Source organism: Clostridium fessum (assembly GCF_003024715.1).
Taxonomy (GTDB): domain Bacteria; phylum Bacillota; class Clostridia; order Lachnospirales; family Lachnospiraceae; genus Otoolea; species Otoolea fessa.
Genome location: NZ_PYLO01000002.1, coordinates 172,168 through 186,460, shown reverse-complemented (window position 1 = coordinate 186,460; position 14,293 = coordinate 172,168). Strand labels below are relative to the sequence as shown.

12 protein-coding genes are annotated in these 14,293 nt (G+C 47.9%); 10 read left to right on the top strand and 2 right to left on the bottom strand.

Features of this window, described 5'->3' with window-relative positions:
* The first annotated feature begins 155 nt into the window (after positions 1 to 155).
* The 5 genes from C7U56_RS05910 (at position 156) to C7U56_RS05885 (ending at position 4,528) form a co-directional block, all read left to right on the top strand.
* On the top strand, positions 156 to 755 hold the full coding sequence (locus C7U56_RS05910) for a methyltransferase domain-containing protein (RefSeq protein WP_107000571.1): 600 nt from the start codon (positions 156 to 158) through the stop codon (positions 753 to 755).
* Entirely contained in the window at positions 752 to 1,222 is a 471-nt protein-coding gene (locus C7U56_RS05905; protein WP_107000570.1) for an LURP-one-related/scramblase family protein, read from the top strand. Before C7U56_RS05910 ends, C7U56_RS05905 begins: the two co-directional genes overlap by 4 nt.
* 866 nt (positions 1,223 to 2,088) lie before the next feature.
* Positions 2,089 to 2,922, top strand: coding sequence for a basic amino acid ABC transporter substrate-binding protein (locus C7U56_RS05895; RefSeq protein ID WP_107000569.1), 834 nt, complete (start codon positions 2,089 to 2,091; stop codon positions 2,920 to 2,922).
* 174 nt (positions 2,923 to 3,096) lie between these two features.
* A complete protein-coding gene (locus tag C7U56_RS05890) occupies positions 3,097 to 3,786 on the top strand; it encodes an amino acid ABC transporter permease (RefSeq protein WP_107000568.1) in 690 nt (229 codons plus the stop codon).
* A gap of 19 nt (positions 3,787 to 3,805) precedes the next feature.
* Positions 3,806 to 4,528 (top strand): amino acid ABC transporter ATP-binding protein, encoded by a 723-nt coding sequence (locus C7U56_RS05885; RefSeq protein WP_181357209.1) that lies wholly within the window; start codon positions 3,806 to 3,808, stop codon positions 4,526 to 4,528.
* Positions 4,529 to 5,005: 477 nt separating this feature from the next.
* On the opposite strand, the gene C7U56_RS05880 is transcribed toward C7U56_RS05885, so the two are convergent.
* A complete protein-coding gene (locus tag C7U56_RS05880) occupies positions 5,006 to 5,953 on the bottom strand; it encodes a tyrosine-type recombinase/integrase (RefSeq protein WP_233430203.1) in 948 nt (315 codons plus the stop codon).
* Between the two features lie 202 nt (positions 5,954 to 6,155).
* Positions 6,156 to 6,656, bottom strand: a complete 501-nt coding sequence (locus C7U56_RS05875; protein ID WP_107000566.1) for a MarR family winged helix-turn-helix transcriptional regulator — start codon at positions 6,654 to 6,656, stop codon at positions 6,156 to 6,158.
* A 260-nt stretch (positions 6,657 to 6,916) separates the two neighbouring features.
* Between C7U56_RS05875 and ftsH the strand changes: the two genes are divergently transcribed.
* The 5 genes from ftsH to C7U56_RS05850 all read left to right on the top strand — a co-directional run bounded on the left by ftsH (position 6,917) and on the right by C7U56_RS05850 (position 14,197).
* A complete protein-coding gene (gene ftsH / locus C7U56_RS05870; protein ID WP_107000565.1) occupies positions 6,917 to 8,794 on the top strand; it encodes an ATP-dependent zinc metalloprotease FtsH in 1,878 nt (625 codons plus the stop codon).
* Positions 8,795 to 9,223: 429 nt separating this feature from the next.
* Entirely contained in the window at positions 9,224 to 10,417 is a 1,194-nt protein-coding gene (locus C7U56_RS05865; protein WP_107000564.1) for a BMP family ABC transporter substrate-binding protein, read from the top strand.
* 191 nt (positions 10,418 to 10,608) lie between these two features.
* Positions 10,609 to 12,165 carry an ABC transporter ATP-binding protein gene (locus C7U56_RS05860; RefSeq protein ID WP_107000563.1) on the top strand — a complete coding sequence of 519 codons (1,557 nt, stop codon included), beginning with the start codon at positions 10,609 to 10,611 and terminating at the stop codon, positions 12,163 to 12,165.
* Positions 12,162 to 13,238 carry an ABC transporter permease gene (locus C7U56_RS05855; protein ID WP_107000562.1) on the top strand — a complete coding sequence of 359 codons (1,077 nt, stop codon included), beginning with the start codon at positions 12,162 to 12,164 and terminating at the stop codon, positions 13,236 to 13,238. Before C7U56_RS05860 ends, C7U56_RS05855 begins: the two co-directional genes overlap by 4 nt.
* Complete coding sequence (locus tag C7U56_RS05850; protein ID WP_107000561.1) at positions 13,235 to 14,197, top strand: ABC transporter permease; 963 nt, start codon at positions 13,235 to 13,237, stop codon at positions 14,195 to 14,197. The genes C7U56_RS05855 and C7U56_RS05850 overlap by 4 nt, the downstream gene beginning before the upstream one ends.
* Positions 14,198 to 14,293: the final 96 nt, after the last annotated feature.

Genomic DNA, 14,293 nt, shown 5'->3' with positions numbered 1-14,293 from the left:
TGCCAAGAATTAACAACCAGATCTGTCCGTAATAAGACGATGGAGATTTACATATTTGCAATTTTTTTCTTTCCAAAGCTGCAAGTTGACAAGCGCTGCCAATTTCCTATATTCTGTAGATATAAGAATCGAGTAAATGATACGGGAGATATACCATGAACCAAAATGAAACTCAATGGGATAGATTTCTGAAAATCCGAACAAGCGGCAGAGACGATTCGCATGCGGATCAATACCGATACCCATACGAACCGACGGCATACGTGGTCCTGGAACGGTTGGCGAACAGCGGATTAATCCGTAAGAATAATACCTTATTGGACTATGGGACCGGCAAGGGAAGAGTCTGTTTTTATTTGTCCTATCAGACAAGGTGTAAAACAATCGGAATCGAATACGATGAACGTATTTATCAGGGGGCAACAGAAAATAAGGAGACGGCAGTGTCCGGAAACCGTACTTCCTTTATCTTAAGCAGTGCGGAGAACTATGAGCTTCCTCCAGAAGTGAACCGGTGTTATTTTTTTAATCCATTTTCGTTAGAGATATTGCATTCTGTTCTTGCCAGGATATATGAGTCCTATTACGAAAATCAGAGAGAGATACTGCTGTTTTTTTATTATCCATCGGAGGAATATATCAGTTGTCTGATGACGGAGGAACAGCTAATGTTTTATGATGAGATCGACACATCGGATTTGTTTCCGGGCGAGGACAAAAGAGAACGGATTATGATATTTGAGGTGATTTTATGAAGCTTTTATTTAAACAGCGGTTATTTTCGTGGTTTGACAGTTATGATATTTATGATGAGTTTGGCAATACAGTATATGTGGTAAAAGGCCAGTTGTCCTGGGGCCATAAGCTGGTGATATATGATGCAGACGGCAATGAAATTGGAATGGTTGTTCAGCGTGTACTGACATTTCTGCCCAAATTTGAGATATATAAAAACGGCACCTATATCGGATGTCTGAGTAAAGAAATCTCTTTTCTGACACCGCATTACAACATTGATTACAATGGCTGGCATATCGATGGTTCGATTATGGAATGGGATTATAATATCCTCGATCAAAGGGGATATTCGGTTGCCAGTGTCAGCAAAGAGCTGTTCCATATGACGGACACGTATGTTATTCAGGTAAATGAGCCGGAATATGCATTGGATGCATTGATGTTTGTGCTGGCGATCGATGCGGAAAAATGTTCGAGGAAGTAAGAAAGGGTGCGTCTGCTTTTGGATACAAGAGCACCGAGGTATTCTTGAATGATTTAATATATTCAGGATAGAAATGTTGATACGACATGCTACAGACGGAAATTTATATCTGTATGACATGGTGAACATAAAAAAAGAAACGAGCACCCCGCTTGAGCAATAGCTGTACGGTAACAAACCCATTTCTTGATTATATGATACATTGAACAGTATTAAATGTCAACGAAAAAAGCATAAGAAATCTCAATGAAAAGCCAGCCAAGCTATTCATCGGAAAGACCATAGAAAAGCCAGGTTCAGATACACCAGTCTTTGGCAGTTGAGTGAAAATAAAATCGCTGTAACCTTTGTATTTGCTGGGGTGCAGCGATTTTTGTTGCTGTTGCAGACTATAGTATTTTTTTCTTCCTTGTCCATTTTTGGAATTGTTCTCATTTTACTGTTCGTTATGAATTGATAATCCGTTCGGAAACCGGAAACATTCTTCGAGATGTCATCTGCTTTCATTTACTTTCAAAATTTCACCAACCGCATCATCCAGAAGATCCGTACATACGGAGTAAGAAGTGCTGCCATTTGCTTTCGTGTAGGAATGACAAATATAAAAAGTCTCTGCGTTTTTTGATTATGCAACTATTAAACTCCCGTGCCAAGAATTAACAACCAGATCTGTCCGAAACTGGAACCGTACAAATTGGAAAAGAATGCATAATCATACAAAACCCTGTAAAAAACAGGAATTCAGGCTTGATTATTTATAAAAATGCGGTATAATGTATTCCTAGATACAATAATAAAAGTAAGAATATTCGTATTTACTGCATAAAAATACAAAAGCAGCGAATAGAAATGAGGAGGAATTTATTATGAAAAAGAAATTAGCAGCAATCGCTATGGCAACTGCTATGGCAGCATCGTTAGCAGCATGCTCTTCCAAACCGGCAGAGACAACCGCAGCCGCAGAGGAGAATGAGGAGACAACCGCAGAGGCAGCAGAGGGCAGCGAGGCAGCAGAGGCTGGCGACAGCGCATTTGCAGGAAAGACTCTGGTTATGTCCACCAACGCTGAGTTCGCACCGTATGAGTACCACGATGGAAATGATATCGTAGGTATCGACGTAGATATTGCAAACGCTATCTGCGAGGATATGGGAGCATCTCTGGAAATCACCGACGTAGCATTCGATTCTATCATCCCGGAGGTTCAGTCTGGCAAAGCTGATTTCGCAGCAGCAGGCATGACTGTTACCGAGGATCGTCAGACCCAGGTGGATTTCTCTGACACTTACGCAACCGGCGTTCAGTCTGTTATCGTAACCGAGGACAGCGACATCAAATCCCTGGATGATTTAAAGGGCAAACAGATCGGTGTTCAGCAGGGTACCACCGGTGACCTTTACTCCACCGATGATTTCGGCGAGGAGAGTGTACAGAGATTTTCCAAGGGCGCAGATGCAGTACAGGCACTGTCCACTGGCAAGATCGATGCAGTTATCATTGACAACAAACCGGCACAGGTATTTGTAGACGAGAATGACGGCTTAAAGCTTCTGGAAACACCGTATGCAGAAGAAGAGTACGCAATTGCAGTTAAGAAGGGCAATACAGAGCTTCTGGACGCTATCAACGCATCCATCGCAAACCTGGAAGAGTCTGGAAAACTGGATGAGATCGTTGCAAAATACATTACCGCTGAGTAATATAAAAGAGAATTGAAATGAATCGTCAGACGGATGGATTCAGGTGATCCGGAAAACACCCGGAGTGTTTCCGGTATCTGACGGAACGGAAAAAGGTTGCTGCAGAATGGCGAAAACACGGTTCGGCGGCAGCCCTTTTTCAAGTCTATATCACCTTACAAGGAGGAAAACAGATTGGAGAAACTCAAGCAGGCCTTATATTTAAACCTGATCAAGGATGACAGGTGGCAGTATCTGACAGGGGGCCTGAAAAATACCCTGATCATCACGTTATTTGCGACCCTGATCGGCATTGCCCTTGGTCTGCTGATTGCGATTGTCCGTGCAACTCACGACAAAACCGGAAAAATGAAATTTTTAAATGGTGTCTGCCAGATATATCTGACGGTCATCCGGGGAACGCCGGTTGTCATCCAGTTGATGATTTTCTACTACTGTATTTTTGTATCACGTGTATTTGCTGGCGTCTTTGTCGGTGTGATCGCGTTTGGTCTTAACTCGGCAGCGTATGTAGCGGAGATCTTCCGTTCCGGTATCATGTCGATCGACGAGGGACAGATGGAGGCAGGTCGAAGCCTTGGTTTTAACTATGTGCAGACGATGCGCTATATCATTATGCCGCAGGCATTTAAAAACGTACTTCCGGCACTTTGCAATGAGTTTGTTGTTCTTCTGAAAGAGACTTCGGTAGCCGGTTACGTGGCGGTGCAGGATCTGACGAAGGGCGGCGATATCATCCGTTCCAGAACGTATGACGCGTGGACACCGCTTCTGATAGTGGCTGCTGTTTATCTGGCGCTGACGATGATCTTCAACCACTTTGCACAGAATCTGGAAAGGAGCCTGAGAAAGAATGAACGATAACGTACAAAACGGAGAAGTGATAATTGACATCAATGACCTTTCCAAGGCGTTCGGTGATTTAAAGGTCCTGACCAATATTTCCACCCAGATACGCAAGGGGGATGTTGTCTGCGTGATCGGACCATCTGGTTCCGGTAAATCCACATTTCTGCGCTGCATGAACCTGCTGGAAACTCCGACCGGCGGACACATCTATTTTGAGGGAACGGATATCACGGATCCGAAGACAAACATTGACAAACTTCGTCAGAAAATGGGAATGGTATTCCAGCAGTTCAACCTGTTCCCGCATATGACGATTCTTGATAATATGACGCTGGCACCGATGAAACTGCTCGGACGCCCGAAGGACGAGGCGGAGACGGAGGCATTGAAACTTCTGGAGCGTGTCGGATTAAAGGAAAAGGCATCCGCCTATCCGGGACAGCTCTCCGGCGGTCAGAAACAGCGTGTGGCGATCGTCCGCGCCCTGGCAATGCATCCGGATGTGATGCTCTTTGACGAGCCAACCTCTGCACTTGACCCGGAGATGGTAGGCGAGGTATTAAACGTAATGCGCCAGCTTGCCGAGGAACACATGACGATGGTCGTGGTTACCCATGAGATGGGCTTCGCCCGCGAGGTGGCAACCCGCGTCATGTTCATGGAGGGCGGCAACTTCATCGAAGAAAACGAACCGAAGGAGTTCTTTGAGCATCCAAAGAGCGAAAGATTGAAGGCATTTTTGAGTAAGGTGCTGTAAGGAAATTTAATATTAGGAAAAGCCCGGTAGGGAGAGAATGTCATAGCACATTTTCTTTCTGCCGGGTTTTTTTTATGCCTGTAATATCTTTATGCGTTTTCTATTATCCATCTGGTTCTTCTAACTTCCGTTTTGAAAAATGTTTATTTGGAAAGAAAAGTTGTTAAAAAAATTGCAAATATATAAAACCAAATGAAATCTCCCATCGTCTTATTAGTAGAACAGCAGAAAAGGAGGAAGATTCTGAAAAGAAGGCGGAACAGAATGTTGAGACAAAGCTGGACAGTGGGAAGCAGGAGAAAAAAGAGAATGCGGTAGAACGGTCGGTTAAAAACATTAGAACCGATAGCGCTGAGGAAGCACTTCCATATGAGCTCGTGATTGTGGAGGCAGAGAAAAAATAAATCTATAATAAAGGGGAAAGAATTGTGGAAAATGGCAGTTCTTTCCCCTTTTATGGTTTTCACACGCCTGTGCCTACCACGTCACCACCCGGTCAATCACCGTCTGCTGTTCCTGACTCGATTTCATCAGGTAAATCCGGGTTGTTTCGAGATTTTTGTGTCCAAGCAGATCGGAGAGCAGGGAAATATCGCCGCATTTTTCGATAAAACTCTTGGCAAACCGGTGGCGGAATGCATGCGGATGTACCATTTCCGGTGTCATGTGGTAGGAGAGGGCGATGGTTTTGAGCTGGCTGCGGATGCCGCCTGGAGAGATGGGCGAACCGAAGCGGTTGAGGAAGATGGGACCGTGGGATTTGTGGAGAAAGGAAAGCCATTTGAGGGTATCGGTTCGGAGTGACTGTGGAATGTAGATGCGCCGGACTTTATTTCCTTTGGAATAGATGTCCTTATAGCCGGAGAAAATATCTTCTGCCTGGAACTGAATCACCTCGCTGACCCGGACGCCGGTTGCCGCCATGAAACGGATGAGAAAATAGTAAGTGTACCGTTCATCCCGAAGCAGGCAGCGTTTCAGGTATTCATAATCCGCCTCGCTGATTATGTGATCCAGATAGGTTTTCTGCTGGATTTTTACCATGGGAAGATGCCCGGGATAGAGCTTTTTAAAATCCAGGTAGGCATTCAAAGCCCGGATCCGCTGGTTGATGGTCTGCGGCTTGTAGTGCTCGAGCAGAAAGATTTTGTATAGCTTTAAATTGGGGTAGGTAATGTCACGGTAATAGGTAAAATATTGCCGTACCGCATAAGTGTAAGCGCGGAGTGTCTCATCGGCAAGGTTGCGCGTGAGCAGGTAGCGGGCAAATTCGTCCGCGGCCTTTTGGGCTCTTGCAGGTGCGGCAGCACGCGTTTGACCGGAAAGGCGTGGAATGGCAGCAGAAGTTTGCCTGGATGAGAGGGGGAGAGTGTGCTTGTTATGAGCAGCGTGTGGAAAAATATGATTTTCTATCATTTGTGGCATAATATGTAGGAACCTTCTTTCTGTATCATTGAGAAACGTCCATTGGCACAGAAAGAAAACTCTGCTGAGGCGTGGAACACACCGGAACGGATGAAAGGATGAAATGGCAGAGAAATCAATCCGGAATGCTGCTGGACGTTACAAAAGTCAATTATACAGGATTTAAAAGAAAGCGGAGAAAAAAGTGTCTCCGGTGTCTTTATCATACGGATACATTCTTCGCAGGTTCATCGGTTTCACAGTTGAATTTCTTCATTAATTCCATCAGGCGGCACAGGCACTCGTCCATCGATGCCAGTTCTTCCGGGGTGTAAGCGCGCAGCCCAAACAGGGTGGAAGACAGCATTTCCTGCTTCATCTGGTTCATCATCTCACGGCCGGAATCGCAGATGCGGATGTAGACGCGGCGGCGGTTGGCTGTATCATGGATCCGCTCGACCAGACCGCGTTCCTCAAGAACCTTGATCATATGGGAGAGCTGCTGCTTTGTGATACTCAGCTTGTCTGCCAGCTCAGACATGGTATAGTCCTGATCTGCCCAGCTGTCGAGCGCGATCAGGGCGAAAAATGGAAGCGAGTTGACTTTCATATCATGGCTTGGCTGGTAGTGGCATTTCGCCAGGGAGAGAAAGCCGAGTGCAAACTCCAGGAAGTGGATACCGGTGTTTTTTAAAAGATTTGAATTTTTTTTGCCTGGATTCATAGGAAAACCTCCAAATTTAAATATCAAAGTAATAAAATGCGGTCCATTTCACAAACATAAATTGCAAACAAGGAAACATCAATTTACTTGTACTCTAGCACATCCAGACAAAAAGGTCAACAAATATAAAAAGTAAATAAATATTTACTATTGTGGATTGACAAATAACAAAGAATGCGGTATATGTTAATGTATCACGAAACGATGTGACAGAAACACAGAAACCACCTGTCACAGACTCACAATAAGGAGAACAATCTATGGTAGAGAATACGAACGGAGGCGGAAAGCAGCCGCCCAGAAAATCATTTCTATATTATTATGGACTGGTAATGCTGGTTGTCATGCTGTTAAACATTTTCCTCTTCCCATCCATGATGGATCGGACGCAGGAAGTGCGGTTTGACCAGTTCAGTGAACAGCTGAAAGAGAATAATGTCGATGAGGTGTATGTGACGACGAACAATGAGATCGTCTATACGCTGAAAAATGACGATAAAAACAAGACCTGGAATGTCACCTACAAGACTGGGGAGATTCCGGGGGTAAACCTGTATGAGCTGCTTGATGGAAAAGATGTAAAATACAGTGCGGAGATCAATACACAGGCTTCTCCGCTTCTCAATTTCCTGCTGACCTGGATTCTGCCGCTGATTCTCTTTGTGGGAATCGGACAGCTCATGGGACGTTCACTGATGAAACGGATGGGCGGCGGACCCGGCAACGCAATGACGTTTGGCAAGTCGAATGCGAAGATTTATGCAGAATCCGAGACAGGTATCACATTTGCGGATGTGGCTGGCGAGGAAGAGGCGAAGGATGCGTTAAAAGAGATTGTCGATTTTCTGCATAAGCCGGAAAAATACTCGGAGATCGGTGCGGTGCTGCCGAAGGGCGCCCTGTTAGTCGGACCTCCAGGAACCGGTAAAACGATGCTGGCGAAGGCCGTTGCCGGGGAAGCACACGTTCCGTTCTTCTCGATCTCCGGTTCGGAATTTGTTGAGATGTTTGTCGGCATGGGTGCGGCGAAGGTGCGTGATTTATTTAAACAGGCCAATGAAAAAGCGCCGTGTATCGTATTTATCGACGAGATCGATACGATTGGTAAGAAGCGTGACGGCGCCGGCATGGGCGGCAATGACGAGCGCGAGCAGACGCTGAACCAGCTTCTGACTGAGATGGATGGTTTTGACGGCAAGAAGGGTGTTGTCATTCTGGCGGCGACCAACCGTCCGGAATCCCTCGATCCGGCGCTGCTTCGTCCGGGACGTTTTGACCGCCGGATTCCGGTAGAGCTACCGGATCTGAAAGGCCGTGAGGCAATTCTGAAAGTCCATGGCAAAAAGGTTAAAGTGGATGAGAGTGTGGATTACAATGAGATCGCCCGTGCCACCAACGGTGCGAGCGGCGCGGAGCTGGCAAACATTGTCAATGAGGCGGCGCTGCGGGCAGTCCGGATGGGACGAAAGACCGTGTCCCAGCAGGATCTGGAAGAGAGTGTCGAGACGGTTATTGCCGGATATCAGAAGAAGGATGCCGGTGTTTCCGGGGATGAGAAGAAGATTGTCTCCTACCATGAGATCGGTCATGCGCTGGTAGCGGCGTTGCAGACGCACTCGGCTCCGGTCCACAAGATCACGATTGTGCCGCGAACCTCCGGGGCACTCGGATATACGATGCAGGTGGAGGCGGATCAGCGCTTCCTGATGAGCAGGGAAGAGGCGTTCAACAAGATCGTGACACTGACCGGCGGCCGTGCGGCGGAGGAGCTGATCTTCCATTCTATCACGACTGGGGCTTCGAATGATATCGAACAGGCAACCAAGATCGCCCGTGCGATGGTGACGCGTTACGGCATGAGTGACCATTTCGGCATGGTAGCGCTCGAGACGGTCAACAACGCCTATTTAGGTGGCGATACTTCCCTGGCTTGTTCGGCAGAGACGGCGGCGAGGGTCGATGAGGAAGTGATTGCGCTGGTAAAGAGCGCGTATGAGAAAGCGAAAGCTATTCTTTCCGGGCATGAGGATAAGCTTCATGAGCTGGCAGACTATCTTCTGGATAAGGAGACGATCACCGGTGAGGAGTTTATGAAGATTCTGGAAGAGAAGAAAGAAGCTGGCGAGGCAGAGGCTTAAAACGGAGCCGTGTATTATCAAGGTGGACGGTTACGTGTTTGCCGAAGTTATAAGAGAAATCAGTTACAGTGAGCAGAGCAGGTATCAGGCATTTTGAAAGGAAATGTCTGGTGCCTGTTTTTGTGTTGTCTGCGTCGAAAAAAGATGCTGGCAGCTGATTCCTCCGGTGTTCCCTTCCTGCATATCGGGGGATTACAGGAGAGAAAAAGAAATAAGTAAAACTTATGAAAAGAGATTAATAAATATCACAGTAAAAATCAGGCAAATTCCTTGAAAAGCGTCTGTAAATATGCAATAATATCTCCTGTATCGATCCAAATTTTCGGGAATGCGGTTTTATTTTCGGATTTCAGGTTCCGCGAGGGAATTCTGATAAACGATGAGAAAGGGAAAGAACCGCATTCGCAGGCATTCTTAGGAGGAAATGTTATGAGAAAAGTAGTAAGCGTGTTACTGAGCGCTGCCATGGCGCTGTCCCTGTGTGCAGGCTGTTCTTCTTCGTCTTCTGATACAGCAGATACGAAGGCAGCGGAGGAAAAGGGAGCTGACGCGGCAGACACAGAAGCAGGCGAGGCAGCAGAGGGCGTGATGCCGGCAGTTGCTAAAGAGGATCTGAAGGTCGGAGTGATTCATATTGGAAATCCGGCGGATGGTTCCGGTTACAGCTATACGCATGATCAGGGTATCGTAGCGATGCAGAAAGCCGTTGGTCTGGAGGATGATCAGATTATCCGCAAGAACAACGTAGCGGACGATGATCAGACTGCCATCGAGACAGCAATGCGCGAGTGTGTCGAGGAAGGATGCCAGATTATCTTCGCGACAAGCTGGGGCTACATGGATGCATGCGAGGCACTGGCAGAAGAATATCCGGACGTTATCTTCTCCCATGCAACCGGCTACAAATCCAACGGTGTGAACTTTAACAATTATTTTGGACGGATTTATCAGTCCCGTTACCTCACTGGTATCGCGGCTGGTTTAAAGACAGAGAGCAATAAGATCGGTTATGTCGGCGCCTGGGGCAAGGACAATGCCGAGGTTACCGGCGGATGTGACGCATTTGCAATGGGTGTATATTCTGTAAACCCGGATGCAACCGTTTACATCAAGACCACCAACAGCTGGTACGATCCGGAAGGTGAGAAACAGGCAGCCGTAGCCCTGATCAACGAGGGCTGTGATGTCATTGGACAGCACTGCGATACACCGAACCCGCAGCTGGCAGCTGAGGAAGCTGGCGTATTTGGTGTTGGTTACAACTCTGATATGAGCAAGGATGCTCCGAAGGCAGTTCTGACCTCCACCGTTTGGAACTGGGGCGCTTACTATACCAAAGCTGTACAGGATCTGATTGATGGTACATGGACAGGCGAGAACTACTTCGGCGGTCTGGAGGAAGGTCTGGTAGACATTTCCCCGTTATCTGACCTGTGCGTAGATGGTACGCAGGAGAAGATCGATGAGGCACGTGCGAAGATCGAGTCTGGCGACTGGGATGTATTTGATGGCGTGATCGAGTGCAACGACGGAACCACCGTTGGCACCGAGGGCGAGCATATGTCTGATGCAGATATCACAGGCAATATTCACTGGTACTTCAAGAACATCGTAGAGAAATAATCACGGAATTATATACCTGGAAGCGATGCTGAAACAGGTTCGGAAACGCTTCCGGGTGTTGCAGATTTCAAGAGTATATAACAGATAAAAGGAGGCAGCTTCAAATGGATCCACTTTCATTTGCGGCACCTCTTTTTTCTTTTTTAGGAAATTGATAAAAAATTGGTTAAATATTCATTTGAGGTGACGATATGACAGAACAGTATGCCATTGAGTGTAGGCAGATCACGAAAGCATTCGGAAGCGTCGTGGCGAACGATAAGATTGATCTGACCGTCCGGTACGGCGAGATTATGGCACTTTTGGGAGAAAATGGTTCCGGTAAGACAACGCTCATGAACATGCTTTCCGGTATCTACCACCCAGATGCCGGTTCGATTCTGGTTGGAGGAAAAGAAGTCTCCATAAATTCGCCGGTAGATTCGAGAAATTTAGGAATAGGTATGATTCATCAGCATTTCAAACTGGTGGATGTGTTCAGTGCGATGGATAATATCGTGCTGGGAACCAAGGGAAAACGGCTGGGAAGAAAGGCGTTGCGGGAAAAAATTGAAGCGCTTGGACAGTCATTTGGACTTGAAATTGAACCGGAGAAAAAGGTCTACGACATGTCGGTCAGCGAGAAGCAGACGGTCGAGATCCTGAAGGTATTATATAGAGGCGCCCAGATCCTGATTCTGGACGAGCCGACGGCAGTCCTGACGCCGCAGGAGACGGAGCGGCTGTTTAAAATCCTGCGCCGGATGCGGGAACAGGGCTGTGCGATTATTATTATTACCCATAAATTAAATGAGGTCCTTTCTATCAGTGACCGTGTCACGATTCTGCGAAAAGGAAAGAGCATCGAGACGGTGGAAACTGCCGGATGTGATGAGAAGAAACTTACGGAGCTTATGGTTGGACGACCAATCAGCCTGAATATCGAGCGCCCGGAGATGGAGAAGAGAGAGACTATTTTGAAGATTGTCGATCTGACCGTCGATAAGAGTGACGGCGGCGTGGCGCTGGATGATATTTCTTTTGAGATTAAAACAGGCGAGATTCTGGGCGTTGCCGGTGTTGCCGGAAGCGGCCAGAAAGAACTCTGCGAGACGCTGACCGGGTTGATGGACGCGAAAAAGGGCGCTATTTTGTACCGTAAGGAAAATATCATTGGTAAGACTCCGGCGGAGATCATCCGCCTCGGAATCAGCATGAGTTTCGTGCCGGAGGATCGTCTCGGCATGGGACTGGTTGCTTCAATGGGTATGGTTGATAATATGCTGCTCAAGTCCTATTCGGAAGGGAAAGGATTGTTTGTAGACCGGAAACCGGCGAGGGAGATGGCAGAACGCCTGATCGGAGAACTGGGAATCGTGACGCCGGGCGTTGATACGCCGGTGCGTATGATGTCGGGGGGCAATGTCCAGAAGGTACTTTTGGGACGTGAGATTGAGTCGAGCCCGCAGGTGCTGATCACGGCTTACCCGGTGCGAGGGCTTGATATTAATTCTTCCTATCTGATTTACGACCTCCTGAACCAGCAGAAGAAAAAGGGCGTGGCGGTTGTCTATATCGGCGAGGATCTGGATGTGCTTCTGGAGCTTTCAGACCGGATCATGGTACTCTGCCATGGAAAGATCACGGGTATCGTGGATGCGAAGAAGCTCACGAAAGAACAGCTGGGACTGATGATGACCGGTACCGAGGCGGGCGAGCTGGGGCTGGATAAGAGTATGGCATCCGAAAAGAAGGAGGAACAGGCATGAAAGAACCGTGGATCCGCGTTGTAAAAAAGGCGGAACTTGGAAAAAGAGAAACATTGATCCTCCGTCTGGAGGCGATCGTGCTGGCTCTGGTGGCAGGCGGATTCTTTATCCTGCTGATTGGGCAGAATCCATTTGTCATTTATCAGACGATTGTAACCGGAGCGCTGCGAAGCGAGATGGCGATACAGGCGACGGTCAAAATCATGATTCCACTTTTAATTGCGTCGCTGGGCGTGACGCTGGCATTTAAAATGAAATTCTGGAACATCGGAGCCGAGGGACAGATCATTATGGGCGGTATTTTTGCCTCGTATTTTGCACTGTTCCATGCGAACTGGAATCACTGGCTGCTGGTGCTCGTGATGTTTTTGGCAGGCGCGATCGGCGGAGGTCTGTGGGGACTCATTCCGGCGTGGTTTAAGACCCGGTATGATACGAACGAGACGCTGTTTACGCTGATGTTAAACTATATCGCGCTGAATGTCATCGTATTTTTGAGAGAGGGCGCATGGCGTGACCCAGGTTCCCAGGGATATGCGAAGATTGCCCGTTTCAATAAGAATGCGGCGCTCGATAAGGTGTTCGGCATCCAGTTCGGCTGGGTGATTGCGCTGATTCTTGTGGTAGTGATAGCGGTTTACTTAAATCGTTCCAAGCAGGGATATGAGATCAGCGTCGTGGGAGAGAGCCAGGAGACAGCCCGCTATGCCGGCATGAATGTAAAAAAAGTGGTTCTGCGGACGATGTTTCTGTCCGGCGCTGTCTGCGGCATCGGCGGCATGGTGCAGGCGACCGGTTCGGATGTCACGCTGACGACGGCAGTTGCCGGAGGGGTCGGATTTACGGCGATCATCGTGGCATGGCTGGCACAGTTGAATCCGCCGGTGATTCTGCTGGTTACCTTTTTGTTCAGCGTGCTGGAAAAAGGAAGCAGCGTAGTTCAGTCTTCATTCGGATTGTCCTCGGACTGCGCGGATGTGCTGCAGGGAATCATCCTGTTCTTCATTCTGGGATGTGAACTGTTTATCCGGTATCAATTTGTATTTCGCGGAAAAGGAGGTACACGCGCATGAGCAGCGAGATCGTAATTAAATTTCTGGTGGCGGCTGTATTGGCGGGTACGCCTTTCCTGTTTGGCACGGTTGGCGAAATTTTGAGTGAGAAGGTCGGACACCTGAATCTGGGCGTCGAGGGCATGATGTCGATTGGCGCGTGCGCCGGATTCATGGTCGGCTATCAGACGGATAACTTTGTTGCGGCGCTGTTAGCTGCGGCGGTGGCTGGAATGCTGTCGGCATTGATTTACGGTGTTTTGACTGTCACATTTATGGCAAATCAGAACGTAACGGGATTGACCCTGACGATTTTCGGCGTCGGATTAGCCAATTTTATCGGCGTCTTTATGCTGGAAAAATCAGAGAACGGCACCCTGAAACTTCCGGATGCGGTGACGGCACAGATGCGTAACATCCACATCCCGGGACTCAGTGATCTGCCGGTGGTCGGAGAATTATTATTTTCCTATAACCCGTTCGTTTATCTTGGAATCATCATCGCGATTGTGACGAGTTTCTACTTATATAAAACACAGGTTGGTTTAAATGTGCAGGCGATCGGAGAAAATCCGGGCGCAGCAGATGCGGCAGGTATCGAAGTTACAAAGTGGAGATACATTAATATCCTGCTATCCGGTGCGATCTGCGGTATCGGCGGCGCATATTGCTCGATGATCATCAACGGCGGCGTGTGGCTGCGCGACAGCGTCGGCGGTCTTGGCTGGATTTCCGTTGCCCTCGTTATCTTCGCGGCGTGGAAGCCGATCAATGTTATTTACGGTTCCTTTATTTTCGGGGCGCTGCGCGTGCTGAAATACTATGTGCCGAAAAACACGTATGCGATTCCAACGGCATTTTTCGATGCCCTTCCGTTCATTATCACCGCATTGGTGCTGGTGATCGCGTCGATGCGTAAGAATAAAGGGGCACATATCCCGGCGCATCTGGGCGAGAATTATTTCCGGGAGGAACGGTAGGAAAATGAAGGGGAACTTATAGGATTTGTGGGAGGGCTGCAAAAAGTAGTCACATGAAATAATAAGGGAAGCCCTTGATAGGTGATGTCAGATGGC

Coding starts and splice junctions, on each gene's coding strand:
- C7U56_RS05855 (WP_107000562.1), top strand. CDS start 12,162: ATGAAAGAACCGTGGATCCGCGTTGTAAAAAAGGCGGAACTTGGAAAA.
- C7U56_RS05880 (WP_233430203.1), bottom strand. CDS start 5,953: ATGCCACAAATGATAGAAAATCATATTTTTCCACACGCTGCTCATAAC.
- C7U56_RS05905 (WP_107000570.1), top strand. CDS start 752: ATGAAGCTTTTATTTAAACAGCGGTTATTTTCGTGGTTTGACAGTTAT.
- C7U56_RS05910 (WP_107000571.1), top strand. CDS start 156: ATGAACCAAAATGAAACTCAATGGGATAGATTTCTGAAAATCCGAACA.
- C7U56_RS05860 (WP_107000563.1), top strand. CDS start 10,609: ATGACAGAACAGTATGCCATTGAGTGTAGGCAGATCACGAAAGCATTC.
- ftsH (WP_107000565.1), top strand. CDS start 6,917: ATGGTAGAGAATACGAACGGAGGCGGAAAGCAGCCGCCCAGAAAATCA.
- C7U56_RS05895 (WP_107000569.1), top strand. CDS start 2,089: ATGAAAAAGAAATTAGCAGCAATCGCTATGGCAACTGCTATGGCAGCA.
- C7U56_RS05850 (WP_107000561.1), top strand. CDS start 13,235: ATGAGCAGCGAGATCGTAATTAAATTTCTGGTGGCGGCTGTATTGGCG.
- C7U56_RS05865 (WP_107000564.1), top strand. CDS start 9,224: ATGAGAAAAGTAGTAAGCGTGTTACTGAGCGCTGCCATGGCGCTGTCC.
- C7U56_RS05875 (WP_107000566.1), bottom strand. CDS start 6,656: ATGAATCCAGGCAAAAAAAATTCAAATCTTTTAAAAAACACCGGTATC.